The 17841-nt window shown below is 65.9% G+C and carries 14 protein-coding genes, 1 tRNA gene and 1 pseudogene; 8 read left to right on the top strand and 8 right to left on the bottom strand.

Going from position 1 to position 17841, the window contains the following annotated elements:
* Positions 1 to 6 precede the first annotated feature (6 nt).
* The 3 genes from ACN2C8_RS17205 to ACN2C8_RS17195 all read left to right on the top strand — a co-directional run bounded on the left by ACN2C8_RS17205 (position 7) and on the right by ACN2C8_RS17195 (position 4331).
* Positions 7 to 762, top strand: coding sequence for a sulfotransferase domain-containing protein (locus ACN2C8_RS17205; RefSeq protein WP_419253250.1), 756 nt, complete (start codon positions 7 to 9; stop codon positions 760 to 762).
* 298 nt (positions 763 to 1060) lie between these two features.
* Positions 1061 to 2530: a calcium-binding protein gene (locus tag ACN2C8_RS17200; RefSeq protein ID WP_419253249.1), complete on the top strand. Its 1470-nt coding sequence runs from the start codon at positions 1061 to 1063 to the stop codon at positions 2528 to 2530.
* Positions 2531 to 2651: 121 nt separating this feature from the next.
* Entirely contained in the window at positions 2652 to 4331 is a 1680-nt protein-coding gene (locus tag ACN2C8_RS17195) for a glycosyltransferase family 4 protein (protein WP_419253248.1), read from the top strand.
* Between the two features lie 325 nt (positions 4332 to 4656).
* Here ACN2C8_RS17195 and ACN2C8_RS17190 read toward each other — a convergent pair whose 3' ends face one another.
* From ACN2C8_RS17190 to ACN2C8_RS17180, 3 genes are all read right to left on the bottom strand, one after another.
* A complete protein-coding gene (locus tag ACN2C8_RS17190; protein WP_419253247.1) occupies positions 4657 to 5664 on the bottom strand; it encodes a M23 family metallopeptidase in 1008 nt (335 codons plus the stop codon).
* A 135-nt stretch (positions 5665 to 5799) separates the two neighbouring features.
* Positions 5800 to 5875: transfer RNA gene (locus ACN2C8_RS17185), tRNA-Ala, on the bottom strand.
* A gap of 153 nt (positions 5876 to 6028) precedes the next feature.
* The gene (locus ACN2C8_RS17180; RefSeq protein ID WP_419253246.1) at positions 6029 to 6502 is read right to left on the bottom strand and encodes a TIGR02300 family protein; all 474 of its coding nucleotides are present in this window, start codon (positions 6500 to 6502) and stop codon (positions 6029 to 6031) included.
* A 115-nt stretch (positions 6503 to 6617) separates the two neighbouring features.
* On the opposite strand from ACN2C8_RS17180, the gene aroA reads away from it, so the two are divergent.
* The 5 genes from aroA to mscL all read left to right on the top strand — a co-directional run bounded on the left by aroA (position 6618) and on the right by mscL (position 11695).
* The gene (gene aroA / locus ACN2C8_RS17175; protein WP_419253245.1) at positions 6618 to 7946 is read left to right on the top strand and encodes a 3-phosphoshikimate 1-carboxyvinyltransferase; all 1329 of its coding nucleotides are present in this window, start codon (positions 6618 to 6620) and stop codon (positions 7944 to 7946) included.
* 3 nt (positions 7947 to 7949) lie between these two features.
* Positions 7950 to 8600, top strand: coding sequence for a (d)CMP kinase (gene cmk / locus ACN2C8_RS17170; protein ID WP_419253244.1), 651 nt, complete (start codon positions 7950 to 7952; stop codon positions 8598 to 8600).
* Between the two features lie 130 nt (positions 8601 to 8730).
* Complete coding sequence (gene rpsA / locus ACN2C8_RS17165) at positions 8731 to 10443, top strand: 30S ribosomal protein S1 (protein WP_419253243.1); 1713 nt, start codon at positions 8731 to 8733, stop codon at positions 10441 to 10443.
* A gap of 420 nt (positions 10444 to 10863) precedes the next feature.
* Positions 10864 to 11148 carry an integration host factor subunit beta gene (locus ACN2C8_RS17160; protein WP_419253242.1) on the top strand — a complete coding sequence of 95 codons (285 nt, stop codon included), beginning with the start codon at positions 10864 to 10866 and terminating at the stop codon, positions 11146 to 11148.
* Between the two features lie 79 nt (positions 11149 to 11227).
* Positions 11228 to 11695, top strand: a complete 468-nt coding sequence (gene mscL, locus ACN2C8_RS17155) for a large-conductance mechanosensitive channel protein MscL (RefSeq protein WP_419253241.1) — start codon at positions 11228 to 11230, stop codon at positions 11693 to 11695.
* Here the strand turns inward: mscL and ACN2C8_RS17150 are convergent.
* From ACN2C8_RS17150 to acs, 5 genes and pseudogenes are all read right to left on the bottom strand, one after another.
* A pseudogene (locus ACN2C8_RS17150) lies at positions 11696 to 11813 on the bottom strand (hypothetical protein); the annotation flags it as partial.
* Positions 11814 to 11822: 9 nt separating this feature from the next.
* Positions 11823 to 14663 carry a M16 family metallopeptidase gene (locus ACN2C8_RS17145; protein WP_419253240.1) on the bottom strand — a complete coding sequence of 947 codons (2841 nt, stop codon included), beginning with the start codon at positions 14661 to 14663 and terminating at the stop codon, positions 11823 to 11825.
* Positions 14664 to 14736: 73 nt separating this feature from the next.
* Complete coding sequence (locus ACN2C8_RS17140; RefSeq protein WP_419253239.1) at positions 14737 to 15177, bottom strand: thiol-disulfide oxidoreductase DCC family protein; 441 nt, start codon at positions 15175 to 15177, stop codon at positions 14737 to 14739.
* Positions 15174 to 15743 (bottom strand): SRPBCC family protein, encoded by a 570-nt coding sequence (locus tag ACN2C8_RS17135; RefSeq protein WP_419253238.1) that lies wholly within the window; start codon positions 15741 to 15743, stop codon positions 15174 to 15176. The genes ACN2C8_RS17140 and ACN2C8_RS17135 overlap by 4 nt, the downstream gene beginning before the upstream one ends.
* 33 nt (positions 15744 to 15776) lie before the next feature.
* Complete coding sequence (gene acs / locus ACN2C8_RS17130) at positions 15777 to 17717, bottom strand: acetate--CoA ligase (RefSeq protein ID WP_419253237.1); 1941 nt, start codon at positions 17715 to 17717, stop codon at positions 15777 to 15779.
* Positions 17718 to 17841 lie beyond the last annotated feature (124 nt).

Genomic DNA, 17841 nt, shown 5'->3' with positions numbered 1-17841 from the left:
CTGTCGATGGACGGTCCCAAGGTCTCGTTCCTGATCGCTGGCGTTCAGAAGGGCGGCACGACGGCGCTGTTCGACTATCTGGTCGATCATCCCGCGCTCGAACTGCCGGCGATCAAGGAGGCGCACTTCTTCGACGACGATCGCAACGTGGACTGGCGCGCCCCCGACCATGGCCGCTATCACGCGCTGTTTTCGCGATCCGCGCCGGTCGTCCGGGGCGAGGCGACGCCGATCTACATCTACTGGCCCAACTGTCTGGAGCGCATCGCGGCCTACAATCCCGCGATGCGGTTGATCCTGCTCTTTCGCGATCCGGTCGAGCGCGCCTGGTCGCACTGGCGCATGGAGCGTGCACGGGGGGCCGAAGAAAACCCCTTTGCCTGGTGTATCCGCGAAGGCCGCGCGCGCGTCGACGACCCGCAGGCGCCCGGTTACCATCGAGAGTATAGTTATGTGGAGCGTGGCTTCTACGGCGCGCAACTTGCTAAGCTTTACACTATATTTCCCCATCAGCAGGTTCTGCCCCTGACGTCGGAGGCGTTAGACGCCGATCCCGATGGTGTTCTGGCCCGTGTGACGGCTTTCCTCGACGTTCCCGGGTTCCCCGGGCCGATCAGGCCCCGTCGTTCGCACGTCGGACTGGAAACCGGCCGGGACGAGCCTCCGACTGCGGAGGATATTGCCTTGTTGAGAGGCATCTACGCCGCCGATCAGGCGCTTTTCAGGGATCTGCGCGGCGACGGAGCGGCGGGTTCAACCTAGAGGAATCGCTCGCTTGCCAGTGCAGCGGCTGTACGGGCGCCTCCGATGCGGACTTCAGGCGGTTGATTTTGTTGCAAATTTATCGCGCACGCGACCGACTTGAAAAGCGTTCCGTCCGGCGCGTTTCGGCTGTTGCGCAATTTCCGTTGATTAGATAACTATAGCGCGGGCTTGTTTGACCTTGGTCGTAACCCTCGGGGGAACGATTAGGTACGGCTAAGGAACGCAGGTTCTCCACCTCCGTGGTGGGGGCGCAGGCGGTCTTGCGGCCCGTTGACACGATTTTGGAGAACAAAAAATGGCTACCTACGTTTTCGAAACCATCACCGCCGCTCAGGCGCTGGCGTACACCACCACCGACACGCTCGTTTTCGCTGACCAGGCCGCGACCGCGACCGGCGTTGTGAAGACCACCATCGCTGCCGGCGCGACCACGACCGCCAAGGACGTCTTCACCTACGGTGATCGTTCGGTGACGTTCGAGGCCGACAAGCTGGTCGACGTGACCTTCAGCGACACCTCGCACTACTTCGTTGGTTCGGGTGCCCTGGGCACCACCGAAAGCAGCACCGTTGGCGATGCGATCTACGCAACTGCCGCCGCCACCGTCGACGGCTCCACCGGCAACGACTTCATCTCGGGCAGCGCGGGCGTTGATTCGCTCGTTGGCGGTTCGGGCAACGACACCCTCTCCGGCGGTGCCCTCGCTGACGTCCTGATCGGCGGTACCGGCGTTGACTCGATCACCGGCGGCAGCGGCGCTGACATCATCAACGGCGACAACGGCGCTGATGTCATCAACGGCGGCACCGGCGCTGACGTCATCCTGGGTGGCGAAGACGCTGACACCATCAACGGTGACAACGACGCCGACACCATCAACGGCGATGCCGGCAATGACGTGATCCACGGCAACAACGCCGATGATGTCCTCGAAGGCGGTACGGGCAACGACTTCCTGTACGGCGACAACGGCAACGACACCATGAACACCGCCGGCGGCGGCGTCGACACCCTGTTCGGCGGCGACGGCAATGACACCATCACCCTGACCAGCACGCTGGCCACTGATACCGGTGATTACACCAACGGCAACAAGGGTGAAGACACCATCGATGGTGGCAATGGCAAGGACACCATCTACGGTGGCCAGGGCAATGATGACATCGATGGCGGCACCGGCGCTGACTACATCCAGGGCAACCTGGGCGATGACAGCATCCAGGGTGGCGCTGGCAATGACACCATCCGTGGTGGTCAAGACGACGACTCCATCGACGGTGGCGCTGACGCCGACCTGATCTTCGGCGATCTGGGTGACGACAGCATCGACGGCAGCACCGGTAGCGACAGCATCGAAGGCGGCGCCGGCGACGACCGTATCACCGGCGGCGCTGACCAGGACTTCATGGCTGGCGGCGACGGCGCTGACGTGTTCGAGTTCGGCAACGCTTCGTCGATGGCCCCGACTGCCGACGTCATCACCGACTTCTCGGCCGATGACTCCCTCGACCTGAGCAACCAGACCTTCGGCGCTGACGGTTCGCTCACGAACTACCTGGAAAGCACCGCAGCGACCTATACGGCTGCGGCGACCTACGCCACAGACCACATGGCTGACGCCGACGTCCACTATGTGGCCGTTGCGGTTGGTTCGGACGTCTACCTGTTCATCGACGCCACGGCTAACGCCACGACGTTCAACCAGGTTATCGTTCTGGCCGGTTCGGACCTGGGCGACATCTCGTTCGACCAAATCGCCGGCTAATCACCAGCGATTTGAACTAAAGATTGGGGGCCACTCTTCGGGGTGGCCCCCTTTTTTATGCCGTGGCTCCGTACAGCAGTTCACGGACAAGCACGCGCCAGGCCCCAGGTTTTCAGAGTCCATGTCACACGCCGCGATTTACCTGAATCCCGAAGCCTTCGACACCAAGACCAAGATCCTGATGGGCCGCCATTCGGCCGGCGAGAGTTTCCTGCGCGGCTATCTGCGGCACGCCAACGTGGAACGGCATGTCTTCTGGAACGTCGCCGGCAATCCCCAGGAGGACCTGGAGGCTTTCGTCGAGGCGATCGAGCCGAGCAGCAAGCCCATTACCTGGCTGAACCTGAACGACCGCCGCGGCATCGCCAAGATCGGCGTGGTCAATATCCCGCAACCCCATGTCGCCCGCGAGGCCTGGGCCCGGCGTCTGTTGGACGACTCCGCCTATGCGATCTGCGGCATTACCCACACGACGGCCACCGACCGCGTGATGGACGCGATCGGAAACACCATGATCGCGCCGGTGAAGCCCTGGGATGCCTTGATCTGCACGTCCCGCGCCGTTCGCGCCGCGGTCGAGCGGCAGCTGGAAGCCACCGAGGACTACCTGGCCGAAACCCTGGGCGCATCGCGGGTGACCCGGCCCATGCTCGAAACCATTCCGCTGGGCATCAATGTCGCAGACTTCATAACGTCGCCGCAGCAGAAGAAGCAGTGGCGCGAAAAACTGGGGATCGCCGACGACACGGTTGTCGCGCTCTATGTCGGCCGCTTCAGCCCGGCCGGCAAGATGAACCCCTTGCCCATGGCTTTGGCCCTGGAGCGCGCCGCCGTCCTGACCGGCAAGAAGATCGCCTGGGTGGTCGCCGGCTGGGGACCCACCGAGGCGACTACGGAGGCCTATCATAACGACAGCCGGGCTTGCTGCCCCAGTGTCCAGTATATCCCCCTGGACGGGCGAGAGCCCGATGTCCGCTTTTCAATCTGGGCCGTGGGCGATTTCTTCCTGTCGCTATCGGACAATATTCAGGAAACCTTTGGCCTGACGCCGGTCGAGGCTATGGCGGCCGGCATGCCCAATGTGGTTTCGGACTGGGACGGCTACCGCGACACGGTCCGTCACGGGATCGACGGTTTCCGCATCGCCACCTATGCGCCACGACCCGGTACGGGCGAGGATCTGGCCTTCCGCTACGCCAATAACTGGGTGCAATACGACGACTATGTGGGCGCGACGAGCCAGACCACAGCCGTCGACATCGACGAAGCCGCGCGGGCCATCGCGACGCTCGTGGAAAACCCGGGTCTGCGGGCCAAGATGGGCGCGGCCGCGCGCATGCACGCCGTGGCCGAACTGGATTGGGCGAGGATCATCCCGCGCTACGAGGCGCTCTGGATGGCGATGAACGCGCGGCGCCTGGCCGAGCCCTCCGCGGCCCCGAGACCCCGCAATATCGTCAACAATCCCTGGCGGATGGATCCGTACACGCTGTTCGCGGCCTACCCCACCGAGTTCCTGACCCCGACCACGATGCTGATCCCCAAGGCCGATGTGACCTGGGCGCTCGTCAAGGAAACCACGGCGTCTTCCATGACCCGGAAAGGCGCTTTCGCTCTGCCGAGCGAGACGGAAATCGAAGGCCTGTTCAAGAAGGTCGGCGCCAGTCGGCAGATCAGTGTCGGCGAAGTTCTCGCGACATATCCGCCCCAACGACGCACGCAGTTGGAACGGGGACTGCTCTGGCTGGCGAAGTATGGCCTGATCCAGATCGTCGGGCGTTCCGACCGCATCCCGACCTGAAGCGCATCAGGCGACGATCACAGCGGTCCTTACTGCGTGCTGCGCTCTCGATTCGAAATGGAGCCCGGCGCTTTCGGAGAAGTAGCTTCGCGCGCCACATTCCCCAGCGGAACGATGAACCATCCTTTGATCGGCGAAGATGACGTGTGAAGTGGAGCGAAGCCCCAAAACTCGAACGGCCGAGCCGCAAAACCATTAAGTTTCGCAACCCGGCCGGAGTGACACAGCCGCGCTGGAGAACAAGGCTGAGATAAGAATATGCCACAGATCAGGTTCACCTGAAAGGGGAAACGCCCGTCAATCACGGGCCGTCGACACAAGATCGTTAAATTGTGATCGACCAGGTGGTGTCGACCACCTTGACGCCCCCATTCGTCACAACATAACGGCCTTCGTAGCGCCCCTTGCGCCAGCCGCCGGCCGGCGCCTTCTTGCCTGTAAACAGCACATACTGGGCCTTGGCGCTCGTCAGCGGAGGCACCTTGTTGTCGCCCAGCACCACGCCGTCGGGCCCCTTGAGGGTCAGGTGGGCCTCGTCGCCGACCTTAAGGCCGATGGATCGCACATAGGCCACTAGCGGGGTCGCTGCGTCGGGTGTCGGCAGGTTTCCGGCCTCGACCTCCGCCATGCCGGCCGGCCCCGCCGCAAAGCCCTTGTTGAGCTCTGCTCGCGGCTTGTAGGCCAGCTTGCCGGCCGCCGCAGCCGTCCACAGCCCGCCGCCCGAGCCACAGGCCCCGGCGGCGCCCGGTGCAGGCGCGAAGGGGTCAACCACCTCGTTGTTGCGTCGCACGGTGAAATGCAGGTGCGGATACTCGGTCTGTCCCGAAAGGCCGACCTGGCCCAAGGACTGGCCGCGCTTGACCGTCTGGCCGGCCTTCACCAACAGCGAACCCTGGCGCATGTGGCAGTACTGGGTGACCAGGCCGCCTCCATGGTCGACCACCAGGCCGTTGCCGCATTCCTGACCTTTCACGGCCTCCAGGCCGGTTGTCTTGACCGAGATGTCGGCCACGCCGTCGCGCACCCTGGACACTGTCCCGTCGGCCGCCGCCAGCACCGCCACGCCGGCCTTCTGGGCCCGGAGGTCCGGCAAGCGGAAATCGATGCCGTTATGGCCTTCATAGGTCAGGGAGCCGCACCGGAAGTCCCCGGCGCCGGGGCCTGGATCACGGTCGACGAGGTTCTGAACCTCGCAGCTGACGCCGATCTCGCACTGGATGGGCAGAGATAGTCCCGGGCCAGCGCCACCCGCGACATCGGGCGCCAGGGCCAGAAGGGGCAGGCATCCCATGGTCGACAGGGCCAGACACGACATCGCCAGCAGGGGCCGCATGGATCATCTCCGTCTCGTCGCCCGCGCGCACAGCGGGTCCGACAGGAATGATGGCACGCGAGGGCGGAAGTTTGTCAGGCCTTCGGGGGTGGCCAGACATGGAAACGGCCGCTCCCTTTAGGGGAGCGGCCGTTTTGGTGGAGCTTAGCGGAGTCGAACCGCTGACCTCTTGCATGCCATGCAAGCGCTCTACCAGCTGAGCTAAAGCCCCGAGGTCCTTGGTTTCCCAAGAGAACCTTGGTGTACCTCACCGCTACCGATCTGGTCGGGTCCGGCGAGGCGCGGAACCTATGCCGGGAGGATTTTTGGATCAACCCTCCCGGCGAACTTTTTTCGAAGAATTTTTCGAACGTCGTTCCAGGTCTTAGCGGTCGTCGTCGCCGGCGCCCGGAAGACCTTCGATTTCGTTCTCGAGAGGGTCTTCGTCCTCGTCCTCGTCTTCGAGGAAGGGCACGTCGTCGGCTTCGTCTTCGGCGAGATCCTCGTCCTCGGCGAAGTCGACACCCAGGTCGTCACCGCCCGCGGGGGCCGGCGTACCGGGGTCAGCGTCTTCGTCGTCGGTCTCGATGACGTCCGGCTGGACCTTGTCGATTTCCGGGGTCTCATCGACCTCGTCCTCGAAGCCGTCCTCGTCCTTGGGCGCGGGGGCGGGTTTTTCGTCCTCAGCGTCGTAATCCGGCGTGACGGCGCGCGCGCGGACGCGGCGCGATTTCAGCGCCTCTTCCGGGTCGAACGACTCGCCACACTTGGGGCACAGCGCCGGGCGACGGCCCAGGTCATAGAATTTCGATTGGCAGTTGGGGCAAATTTGTTTTGCGCCCAATTCGGGATTGGCCAAGAGGCGAACCTTTGATCCAGATGGGAAAAGCGGCCGGTCACTTGCCATGACCAGGGCCCGCTGTCAAAAGCAATCCCCTCGCGAACCCCACCATGATCAGGGAGCCGGTTACGGCATGACGGCGGCTGGACTGAAAAGCGGGCCCGGCGGAGCCCTTCGAGGGACCGTTCGCGCCCCGGGCGACAAGTCGATTTCGCACCGCTCCATGATCCTGGGCGCACTGGCCAGTGGCACGACCACGGTCGAGGGCCTGCTTGAGGGTGACGACGTGCTGGCGACCGCCCGGGCCATGCAAGCCTTTGGCGCGCGGGTCGAGCAGGAAGGCGTCGGTCGTTGGCGCATCGAGGGCCATGGCGGTTTCGCCGAGCCGACCGATGTCATCGACTGCGGCAATGCCGGCACCGGCGTGCGCCTGATCATGGGCGCGGCGGCGGGCTTTGCCATGTGCTCCACCTTCACCGGCGACGCATCCCTGCGTGGCCGGCCGATGGGCCGGGTGCTGGATCCCCTGGCCCGCATGGGCGCGACCTGGCTGGGGCGCGACAAGGGTCGCCTGCCCCTGACCCTGAAGGGCGGTAATCTGCGCGGCCTGGCCTATCGCTTGCCGATGGCCTCGGCCCAGGTGAAGTCGGCGGTGCTGCTGGCTGGCCTGCACGCCGAAGGCGGTGTCGAGGTCATCGAACCCGAAGCCACCCGCGACCACACCGAGCGCATGCTGCGCGCCTTCGGCGCCGAGGTGATCGTCGAGGACCGTGACGGTGTTCGCCACATCCGCCTGCCCGAGGGCCAGAAGCTGACCGGGACGCATGTCTCGGTGCCGGGTGATCCGTCCTCGGCGGCCTTCCCGCTGGTGGCTGGCCTGATCGTGCCGGGCTCGGAAGTGACAGTCGAGGGCGTGATGCTCAATGAACTGCGCACCGGTCTGTTCACGACGCTGCAGGAGATGGGCGCGGATCTGGTGATCTCGAACGTCCGGATGTCCAGCGGCGAGGAGATCGGCGACATTACCGCCCGCTATTCGCAGCTCAAGGGTGTCGTTGTGCCGCCCGAGCGCGCCCCGGCGATGATCGACGAATATCCCATCCTGGCGGTCGCCGCCGCCTTCGCCGACGGTCCGACCGTCATGCGCGGCATCGGCGAGATGCGGGTCAAGGAAAGCGACCGCATCGCTCTGACGGCGGCGGGCCTCACGGCCTGCGGCGTCACGGTCGAGGAAGAGCCCGAAGGCATGACGGTCGTCGGCACGCGCGGCGGCAATCACCCCGTGCGCGGCGGTGGCCTGGTCCACACCCATGGCGATCACCGCATCGCCATGAGCCATCTGATCCTCGGCATGGCCGCCCAGCAGGGCGTGGCCGTTGACGAGCCGGGCATGATCGCCACCAGCTTCCCGGGCTTCGCCGACCTGATGCGCGGCCTGGGCGCCGATCTGTCGGAGGCCTGAACCATGGGGTTCGTGATCGCCGTCGACGGTCCCGCCGCCTCGGGCAAGGGCACGGTCGCCAGCCGGCTGGCGGCGCTCTATGGCTATGCCATGCTCGACACCGGCCTGCTCTATCGCGCCGTCGGCGTGCGACTGTTGGCGACCGGCGGCGATCTGGATGACGCCGCCGCCGCCGAGGCCGCGGCCAAGGGGCTGGATCTGGCCGAACTGGAAAGGGCCGAGGTTCGTACTCGCGCCGCCGGCGAGGCGGCCAGCCGGGTCGCCGTCCATACCGGCGTCCGCGCGGCCCTGTTTGATCTTCAGCGGCAGTTCACGACCTGCGAACCGGGCTCGGTGATTGACGGGCGAGACATTGGCACGGTCATCGCCCCCGAGGCCCCGGCCAAGCTGTATGTGACCGCGACGCCGGAGATCCGGGCGGAACGCCGGTGGAAGCAGCTGTCCGGACAGGGCGAAGCCGTCGCCTACGCCGATGTCCTGGCCGACATCCACAAGCGCGACGCGCGGGACTCCGGCCGCGACAGCGCGCCCATGACCCAGGCCTCAGACGCCGTCTTGCTCGATACGTCGGAAATGACTATAGAGCAGGCCTTCGATGCGGCCCGCCGCATTGTCGAGACGGCGCGCGCCCGGTCGGGAAACCTCCCGGGCTAATCTAACGCCCGCCTCGCCGCCGCTTAGGAAGCCGCGGTCCGCATGAAAATCCTTATCACCCGGAATCCCCAGAACCGTCATTCGGCGGCTTCACGACGGGGCGTCCCTCAACACGAGACTAAACATCAGCATGGCTGACGATATGAGCTTCAACCCGACGCGCGACGATTTCGAAGCGCTGCTTAACGATTCCATGGGCGGCCGCGACTTCGCGGAAGGCACCGTCGTCAAGGGTATCGTTGTCGGTATCGAGAAGGACTTCGCGATCATCGACGTCGGTCTGAAGACCGAAGGTCGCGTTCCCCAGAAGGAATTCGGCGTTGATGACGCCGGCAAGCCCACCATCAAGGTCGGCGACCACGTCGAAGTCTTCCTGGAACGCCTGGAAAACGCCCTCGGCGAAGCGGTCATCAGCCGCGAAAAGGCCAAGCGCGAAGAAGCCTGGACCCGTCTGGAAGGCGTCTACGCCCAGAACGTGCCCGTCATGGGCGCCATCGTCGGCCGCGTCAAAGGCGGCTTCACCGTCGACCTGGGCGGCGCCTCGGCGTTCCTGCCCGGCTCGCAGGTCGATATCCGCCCGGTGCGCGACGTCGGCCCGCTCATGGGCAAGGAACAACCGTTCCAGATCCTCAAGATGGACCGTCCGCGCGGCAATATCGTCGTCTCGCGTCGCGCCATCCTGGAAGAAGCCCGCGCCGAGCAGCGCACCGAACTGGTGTCGCAGCTGCAAGAGGGTGAAATCCGCGAAGGCGTCGTCAAGAACATCACCGACTACGGTGCGTTCGTTGACCTGGGCGGCATCGACGGCCTCCTGCATGTCACCGACATGAGCTGGAAGCGCGTCAACCACCCGTCGCAAGTTCTGGCCGTTGGCGACACCGTCAAGGTCCAGATCGTCAAGATCAACCCGGACACCCAGCGCATCAGCCTCGGCATGAAGCAGCTGCAGTCCGATCCGTGGGACGGCGTGGAAGCGAAGTACCCGGTCGGCGCCAAGTTCACGGGCCGCATCACCAACATCACCGACTACGGCGCGTTTGTTGAGCTGGAAGCCGGCGTTGAAGGCCTGGTCCACGTCTCGGAAATGTCCTGGACCAAGAAGAACGTCCACCCCGGCAAGATCGTCTCGACCTCGCAAGAAGTCGACGTGGTCGTGCTGGACGTCGATCCGTCCAAGCGTCGCGTGTCGCTGGGCCTGAAGCAGGCTCTGGCCAACCCCTGGGATTCGTTCCTCGAAACCCACCCGGTCGGCTCGACCGTCGAAGGCGAAGTCAAGAACGCGACCGAGTTTGGTCTGTTCATCGGCCTCGACAACGACATCGACGGCATGGTGCACCTGTCGGACATCGACTGGAGCGCCTCGGGCGAAGAAGCCATGGCCCGCTACAAGAAGGGCGACATGGTCAAGGCGAAGGTTCTCGACGTTGACGTCGAGAAGGAACGCATCTCGCTGGGTATCAAGCAGCTGGGTGGCGATCCGATGTCGGGCGACACCTATCGCAAGAGCCAGACCGTCACTGTGACCGTGACCGAAGTGACCACCGGCGGCATCGAAGTTCGCTTCGGCGAAGACGACGCCCTGATGACCGCGTTCATCCGCAAGTCGGACCTGTCGCGCGACCGTCAGGAACAGCGCCCCGAGCGCTTTGCTGTGGGTGACCGCATCGACGCGCAGATCACCAACATCGACAAGGCGGCTCGCCGCGTTTCGATGTCGATCAAGTCGCTGGAAATGGCCGAAGAGAAGGAAGCCATCGAGCAGTTCGGCTCGTCGGACTCCGGCGCTTCGCTGGGCGACATCCTGGGCGCGGCTCTGCGCGAGCGGGCCACCCCCAAGGAATAGTCTTTCGCCCCTTCATCGGGACTGAAGTCAGCGGCGGCCGGAGCGATCCGGCCGCCGTTTTTCTTTGCGCTCAGCCTGCGTCCTGTCCCGCTAAGTCCTTGGACGGCGACACCTTTGGTGAAGACAGCGCTCACCCTGATGATCCCGATCAAGGGTCTAAACTGCGCGTTTCCTCGGTCCGGATGTCACGAGATACGCTTCAACCGAAAACCCGGGAAACTTGCGAGAAGATTGCGCATTTTCGCCAAGCCCCGGCATGTGGACCCAGATTGGGCGGAAAATCCGGGACATCCTGTCTGTGACGCTTCGAATGACCGCCCGGGTCGTGCGACAGAATCTCAACCTGCCTCTTGAAGACTCAACCACCCTTGGGCAAAGGTCCGCACGCGCCAGTTCCTCCCTCCGGCGCCGGGGATATCGATGATCAAGTCTGAACTCATCGCCAGGCTCGCGAATGAAAATCCGCACCTGACGCAGAAAGACGTCGAGCGCGTTGTCAGCGTTATTCTCGAGCGCATGATCGGCGCTCTGGAAGGTGGCGGTCGCGTCGAGCTTCGGGGCTTTGGCGCCCTGTCGGTGCGCTCGCGCCCGGCGCGCTCCGGCCGCAATCCGCGCACCGGCGAAACCGTCGATGTCCGCGCCAAGCATGTGCCGTTCTTCAAGAGCGGCAAGGAACTGCGGGCCCGGCTCAACGCCGACGAGTAGTCTGCCCCTGTCTTGACCTTGGTGGCCGAACACCGTCAGCTTCGCGACTTTCCGCAGGGCTAATCGGCGAGACCGGGTCATGAGTGTCATCAAGGAATTTCGCGAGTTCATCTCGCGCGGCAATGTCATTGATCTGGCCGTCGGCGTGATCATCGGCGCGGCCTTCAACGGCATCGTCAAGAGCCTGGTCGACCAGGTGATCATGCCGCCGATCGGTTTGCTGACCGGCGGCCTCGACTTCTCCAAGCTGGAATGGGTGCTCAAGCCCGAAAACGCGGCCACCGAGGCCGTGGAGAAGGTCGCCGTTCAGTACGGGGCCTTCATCAACACCCTGATCCAGTTCCTGATCGTGGCGGCCGTGGTGTTCCTGCTGGTCAAGGTCGTCAACGGCATCCGCCGCGCCGACGCCGCCGAGCCCGCGCCGGAAGCCCCCGCAGCGCCGACGGCCCAGGAGGCCCTGCTGATGGAGATCCGGGATCTGCTGGCCAAGAGCGCGGCGCCCAAGGCGCCTGTCGCCAAGAAGGCTCCGGCGTCTAAAGCACAATAGTCTTGTCATCCCGGCCGCACCCCGGCGAAGGCCGGGGGGAGAGCCGGGACCCAGGGGCGACCGCAGTGCGCCGGCCCCTGGGTCCCGGACAGCCTCTGCGAGGCTTCCGGGATGACAAAGGTGAGAGTTATTTCCCGTTGGTCAGCGTCGGGCTGTCGAGGTCCAGTTTGGCGGCCGGGATCACCGTGGCGTTCGGCACGGCGGCGGGCAGGGTGTCACCCATCGCCTTGACGTCGCCGGCCACGATGATGCTGGTCTGGGCGGGGTCCATCATCGACTTGGCGAAGGCCTGAACCTCGCTGGCGCTGACGGCCTCGACCTTGTTCGCATAGCTCTGGATCTCGTTCAGCGGCACGCCATAGACGGCCAGGTTGCCCAGGATATCGGCCAGGCCCTCGGAGGTGCCGAGGTCTCGGCCAAAGCCGCCGACCAGCACCGACTTGCGCGCTGTCAGTTCGCTGGCCGAGGCCGGCTCGGCCGCCAGACGGGTCAGCTCGGCCTGGACCAGGCTGACCACCTGACCGGCGGATTCGTTCTTGGTCTGCACCCGGGCCGAGAAGCCGCCGAACTGGCCCTGCGGGGTCAGGCTGGAACCCGCGCCATAGGACAGGCCGCGCTTGATGCGGATTTCCTGGTTCAGACGCGAGGAATAGCCCACGCCCAGCACCGCATTGGTCACCAGGCCCGAATAGTAGTTGGGGTCGGCGCGGGTGATGGCCGGCTTGGCCAGGGTCACGGCCGCCTGTCCGGTGCCCGGCAGGTCAATGACCACATTGCGCGGCCTATAGCCGGTCGGGGCGGCCGGCGTGGCCGGCGGCGGCGTGGCGGGCCTCTTCCAGCCGCCGAACGCTGTCTCGGCGAGTGCGAAGCCGGCCTCCGGCGACAGATTGCCGGTCAGGACCAGGACGGCGTTGTCCGGACGCCAGGCGGCGCTGTGCAGCTTGACCAGGTCCTCGCGCTTGATCTTCGGCAGCGAGCCGGGCGTGCCGCCGGCCACGTGGCCGTAGGCCGAGCCGGCATAGAGCACCGGCGCTGTAGCATAGGCGGCCAGGCTGCCGGGGCGCTGATAGGCCACTGACAGGCCATCCAGGGTCTCGGCGCGAACACGGTCCAGCTCCTCGGCCTTGAAGACCGGGTTCTGGGCGACGTCGGCCATGATCGCCATGGCCGGGGCAGCCTTGTCGGCGATGACGCTGAGGGTCAGGGACGAGGCTTCCCAGCCTGAGCCGGCCGCCAGATTGGCGCCCAGGGCTTCTGTCTGGCGGGCGATATCGACCGCGCCGCGGGTCTTGGTGCCCTCGGTCAGAAGGTCGGCGGTCAGGCTGGACGCGCCGGCCAGACCGGCCGGATCAGAGCTGGCGCCGCCCCGCACGGTGAGGTCGGCGGTGATCAGCGGCAGGTCGCTGGACTTGGCCACGATCACCCGCAGACCGTTGGCCAGGGTCTTCTCGACCGGCGAGGGCAGGACGGCGGCGATCGGTGCGGCGACGGCAGGGATCTTCTGGCGCTCGCCCTCGGGGGCCAGGGTGAAGACCGTGCCGTTGAACTTCACCGAGGCGACCTTGGGCGGGGCCGGGGTGTTGTCCTTCTCGCCGGCCGGCCTGGCCGATTCCGGCAGGTAGCGGATGGAGGTGCGGCGATCGTCGGCCAGCCACTTTTTCGCGACCCGCTGGACGTCGGCGGCGGTGACCGCCTGCAGGTCGGCAAGGTTGGTGTTGGCGCGGGCCGCGTCGCCGTCGGTCAACAGGGCGTAGCCGATGGCGAAGGCGCGGCCGTCGATCTCTTCACGGCGGCGCACGGCGTCAGCCAGCAGGCCGGTCTTGGCCTCGGCCAGCTCGGCGGCAGTCGGCGGAGCGTCGCGCAGGCGGGCGACCTGGGCCAGCAGGGCGGCCTCGCCCTGATCCACCGTCTTGCCGCCGCCCATGATGGCGCCGACATAGAACAGGCCGGGCTGGGCGTTGGTCGGGCCCGAGGAGAACACCGACTGGGCGATCTGCTGCTCATAGACCAGGGTGTCATACAGCCGCGACGACTTGCCGGCTGACAGGATGGCGTCCAGCACGGCCAGGGCCGGGGCGTCCTGGTCGGCCGAGGCCGGAGCCAGCCAGGTGATCGCCACCGCCGGCAGCGGCACATTGGGGCCGTAGGTGTTGACGGTCTTCGGGCCGGTGCGAGGCGGCTCGACCACGGTGACCCTGGGCAGCGGCGTGGCCGGAGCCTTCAGCGGCGCGAAATACTTGTTGGTCAGGGCGGTCAGCTGAGCGTCGTCGAAATTGCCGGCCACGATCAGGGCGGCGTTGTCGGGGCGATAATAGGTGGCGTGGAAGGCGCGCACGTCGTCGACGGTGGCCGCGTCCAGCTCCTCGATCGAGCCGATGCCCGGGCGCTTGTAGGGATGGGTGGTGAACGACTGCTGCGGCACATAGAGGGCGAACAGGCGACCATAGGGATCGGCCAGAACGCGCTGGCGCAGTTCCTCTTTCACCACATCGCGTTCGGAGGCAAAGCCCGCCTCGTCGATGACCAGGGTGCTCATGCGGTCGGCCTCGGCCCACAGCAGTCGCTCCAGATGATTGGCCGGCACCACCTCGTAGTAGTTGGTGAAGTCGTCATAGGTGGAGGCGTTGTTGAAGCCGCCGACATCCTCGGTCAGCCGGTCAAGGGTCTCGTTGGGCATGTTGCGCGTGGCCTTGAACATGATGTGTTCAAAGAGGTGCGCGAAGCCCGACCGGCCTTCAGGATCGTCCTTCGAGCCGACGCCGTACCAGACCTGCACCGTCACGTTCGGCGTGGTCGCATCGCGGGCCGCGAACACCTTCAGGCCATTGGCCAGCACCCGCTCCTTGTAGACGATGGGCGGCACGCTGATCGACGCGCCGGCGGCGGGCGCCGCGAAGGCCATGGGCGACAGGGCGGTGGTCGAAAGAGCCAGCGCCACGAGGGCGGCCTTGGCGACGGGACGGATCATTCAGGTGAGCTCCAGCAAACGCGGTTGCGCCGACCCTATCATCGCCCCGCCGGGGCGAAAGCTTACCGTCTTGTCATGAAGCGGGTGTCGGAGGCTCCAGGACGAACCGGGCTTGCTGAGCGGGCGAGGGGACCATGCAGGCGTCCTTCTTCCCCATCAGGCGGTAGCGGTTGGCGGCCAGCCAGTCATAGGCGGTGTCGCAAGGCCCCTTGGGCAGGCGATCGACGAAGGCCAGCCATCGCCACGGCGGGTTGAGCCGGCGCAGCAAGGCGCCGATGGCGGCGGTCTTTTCCAGGGCTCGGCCATGGTCGATGAACAGGAAGCTGGCGGGCGTGTCCGGGTCGATCCCGTGGGTGATGGCCAGCTGGCGGCCATAGGGCGACTGGATCGGCGTGAAGCGGATGACGCCCTTGCGATCCAGCCTCAGCACCAATGCGACCGAGCCCGAGCAGAGATTGCACACGCCGTCGAACAGCCACAGGCCATCAAGACGGTCCTGCGAGGCCGGGCTCACTCGGCCTCCTGGCATTCTCGGCGCAAGGCCCTCAGGGCGTCGGGGACATCGCGGCGCATCAGGCCGCTGAGCATGGGCGCCGGCAAAGCGAAGGGCGCCGCCGCCCACATCTCGTAGGTCACGCGGGTGGCGGTCCCGGCCTTGATCGGCTCCAGCGTCCATGACCCCTCGCACGCGCGGATGTCGCCGCCGATGCAGGTGAAGCGGATGCTGCGCTCAGGTTCCAGGTCGACGCGGGAGGTCGATCTCAGGGCCGGCAGGAAGAAGCCCCACTTGACCAGGTGCTCGCGCCTTTCCGAGCGGCCGTCCGCCGCGCGGGACAGCACCCGGCAACGCTTGACCCCCGGGGTCATGCGGGCCGCACGATCGCAGTCGAGGATCGTGCGCCAGACCACGGCCACGGGGGCGGGAATATCGATGGCCGCCCTGACCATGCCGCCACGTCCCCTGGCGTCGGCATGGGCCTCGATGGGGATCTCGCCCGCCCGCAGGCGGTCAATCCAGACGCCGTCTGCCAGCGCCGGGCCGGCCAGAAACATCAGGGCAAGGGAAAACAGCCGGCTCATCATCCTGACGCTAACGCGCCGATGACCTCTCCGTCACGCGCCGGCGCGATTTTTTACCAGATCATCGACGACCGATGGATCGGCCAGGGTCGAGGTGTCGCCCAGGCTGGTGAGGTCGTTCTCGGCGATCTTGCGCAGGATGCGGCGCATGATCTTGCCCGACCGGGTCTTGGGAAGGCCCGGGGCCCACTGGATGACGTCCGGCGCGGCGAACGGGCCGATCTCGCGGCGCACCCACAGCACCAGCGCCTTGCGCAGGTCCTCGGTCGGGGTGACGTCGGCGTTCAGGGTGACATAGGCATAGACGCCCTGCCCCTTGATGTCGTGGGGGCACCCGACCACGGCGGCCTCGGCGACGGTCTCGTGGGCGACGAGCGCGCTTTCGATCTCGGCCGTGCCCAGGCGGTGGCCCGAGACGTTGATCACGTCATCGACCCGGCCGGTGATCCAGTAATAGCCGTCAGCGTCGCGGCGGCAGCCGTCGCCGGTGAAGTACTTGCCGGGATAGGTGCTGAAATAGGTCTCGAAGAACCGGCCGTGGTCGCCATAGACGGTGCGCATCATGCCCGGCCAGCTGTCGGTGATCACCAGGTTGCCTTCGGTCGCGCCGTCCAGAACCGCGCCTTCAGCGTCGACCAGCTGCGGCTTGACGCCGGGCAGGGGCTTGGAGGCCGAGCCGGGCTTCAGGGCCGTCGCGCCCGGCAGGGGGGTGATCAGCATGCCGCCGGTCTCGGTCTGCCACCAGGTGTCGACGATCGGCAGTTTCGCCTTGCCGACCACGCGGTGGTACCAGAGCCAGGCTTCCGGATTGATCGGCTCGCCCACGCTGCCCAGCAGGCGCAGGGACGACAGATCGTTTTTCGTCACCCAGTCGTCGCCCTCGCGCATCAGGGCCCGCAGGGCGGTGGGGGCGGTGTAGAAGATCTCGACCCTGTGTTTGTCGATCACCTCCCAGAACCGGCTGGGGGTGGGATAGTTGGGCACGCCCTCGAAGATCAGGCTGGTCCCGCCATTGGCCAGCGGGCCGTAGACCACGTAGCTGTGGCCGGTGACCCAGCCCACATCGGCGGTGCACCAGAAGACCTCGCCTGGCTTGTAGTCAAACACCGCCCAGAAGGTCCACGACGCCCAGGCCAGATACCCGCCGGTGGTGTGCAGCACGCCCTTGGGCTTTCCAGTCGAGCCGGACGTATAAAGGATGAACAGCGGATCCTCGGCGTTCATCGGCTCGGGCGCGCACTCGGCCGAGACGGCCTCGCGCACGTCCTGCCAGACGATGTCGCGGTTCTTGACCAGCGGCACGTCGGCCCCGGTCCAGCGCACCATCAAGACCTTGCCCACCCACGGGCAGCTTTTCAGGGCCTCGTCGATATTGGCCTTCAGCGGCACGCGCTTGCCGCCGCGCTTGCCCTCGTCGGCGGTAATCACGAAGTGCGAGGCGCAGTCCTGGATCCGGCCGGCGATGCTGTCGGGCGAGAAGCCGCCGAACACCACCGAATGCACGGCGCCGATGCGGGCGCAGGCCAGCATGGCGACGGCCGCGATCGGGATCATCGGCAGATAGATCGTCACCCGGTCGCCCTTCTGGACCCCCTGCACCTTGAGGACATTGGCCATGCGGCAAACCTCCTCGTGCAGCTGGCCATAGGTCAGGGTGTCGGAGGTTCCCGGCTCGTCGCCCTCGAAGATCAGGGCGACCTCGTCCTTCTTGTGCGGCAGGTGGCGGTCGATGCAGTTGGCGCTGACGTTCAGCACCCCGTCGGCGTACCAGCGGATGCGGAAATCGTCCTTGTTGAACGAGACATCCTTGATCTGGGTCGGCGGGGTGATCCAGTCCAGTCGCTCGGCGATATCGCGCCAATAGCCTTCCGGATCGGCTTCGACGCGGGCGAGGGCGGCTTCATAGGCGGCGGCGTCGATATGCGCCTCGCGCGCCAGGGCCTCTGGAACCGGGAAAACCTGTCCGTCGCTCACGCCATCTACTCCCTTGGTCTTGTTGCGGCCGGAGTATGCGAAGGCGGCGACGGGGCGCAAGGATACCATTGCGGTTTCTTGCGCGATCGGCGCGCGCTATTCCGTGTGATCGTTGTTTCGGAGG

This window comes from Caulobacter sp. ErkDOM-C, assembly GCF_048541825.1.
In the GTDB taxonomy this organism is placed as follows: Bacteria; Pseudomonadota; Alphaproteobacteria; order Caulobacterales; family Caulobacteraceae; genus Caulobacter.
This window is presented reverse-complemented; position numbering and strand designations above follow the sequence as displayed.

Excerpts from the sequence above, each read along its gene's own strand:
- ACN2C8_RS17205 (WP_419253250.1), top strand. The coding sequence starts at position 7 with ATGGACGGTCCCAAGGTCTCGTTCCTGATCGCTGGCGTTCAGAAGGGC.
- ACN2C8_RS17200 (WP_419253249.1), top strand. The coding sequence starts at position 1,061 with ATGGCTACCTACGTTTTCGAAACCATCACCGCCGCTCAGGCGCTGGCG.
- ACN2C8_RS17195 (WP_419253248.1), top strand. The coding sequence starts at position 2,652 with ATGTCACACGCCGCGATTTACCTGAATCCCGAAGCCTTCGACACCAAG.
- ACN2C8_RS17190 (WP_419253247.1), bottom strand. The coding sequence starts at position 5,664 with ATGCGGCCCCTGCTGGCGATGTCGTGTCTGGCCCTGTCGACCATGGGA.
- aroA (WP_419253245.1), top strand. The coding sequence starts at position 6,618 with ATGACGGCGGCTGGACTGAAAAGCGGGCCCGGCGGAGCCCTTCGAGGG.
- cmk (WP_419253244.1), top strand. The coding sequence starts at position 7,950 with ATGGGGTTCGTGATCGCCGTCGACGGTCCCGCCGCCTCGGGCAAGGGC.
- rpsA (WP_419253243.1), top strand. The coding sequence starts at position 8,731 with ATGGCTGACGATATGAGCTTCAACCCGACGCGCGACGATTTCGAAGCG.
- ACN2C8_RS17160 (WP_419253242.1), top strand. The coding sequence starts at position 10,864 with ATGATCAAGTCTGAACTCATCGCCAGGCTCGCGAATGAAAATCCGCAC.
- mscL (WP_419253241.1), top strand. The coding sequence starts at position 11,228 with ATGAGTGTCATCAAGGAATTTCGCGAGTTCATCTCGCGCGGCAATGTC.
- ACN2C8_RS17145 (WP_419253240.1), bottom strand. The coding sequence starts at position 14,663 with ATGATCCGTCCCGTCGCCAAGGCCGCCCTCGTGGCGCTGGCTCTTTCG.
- ACN2C8_RS17135 (WP_419253238.1), bottom strand. The coding sequence starts at position 15,743 with ATGAGCCGGCTGTTTTCCCTTGCCCTGATGTTTCTGGCCGGCCCGGCG.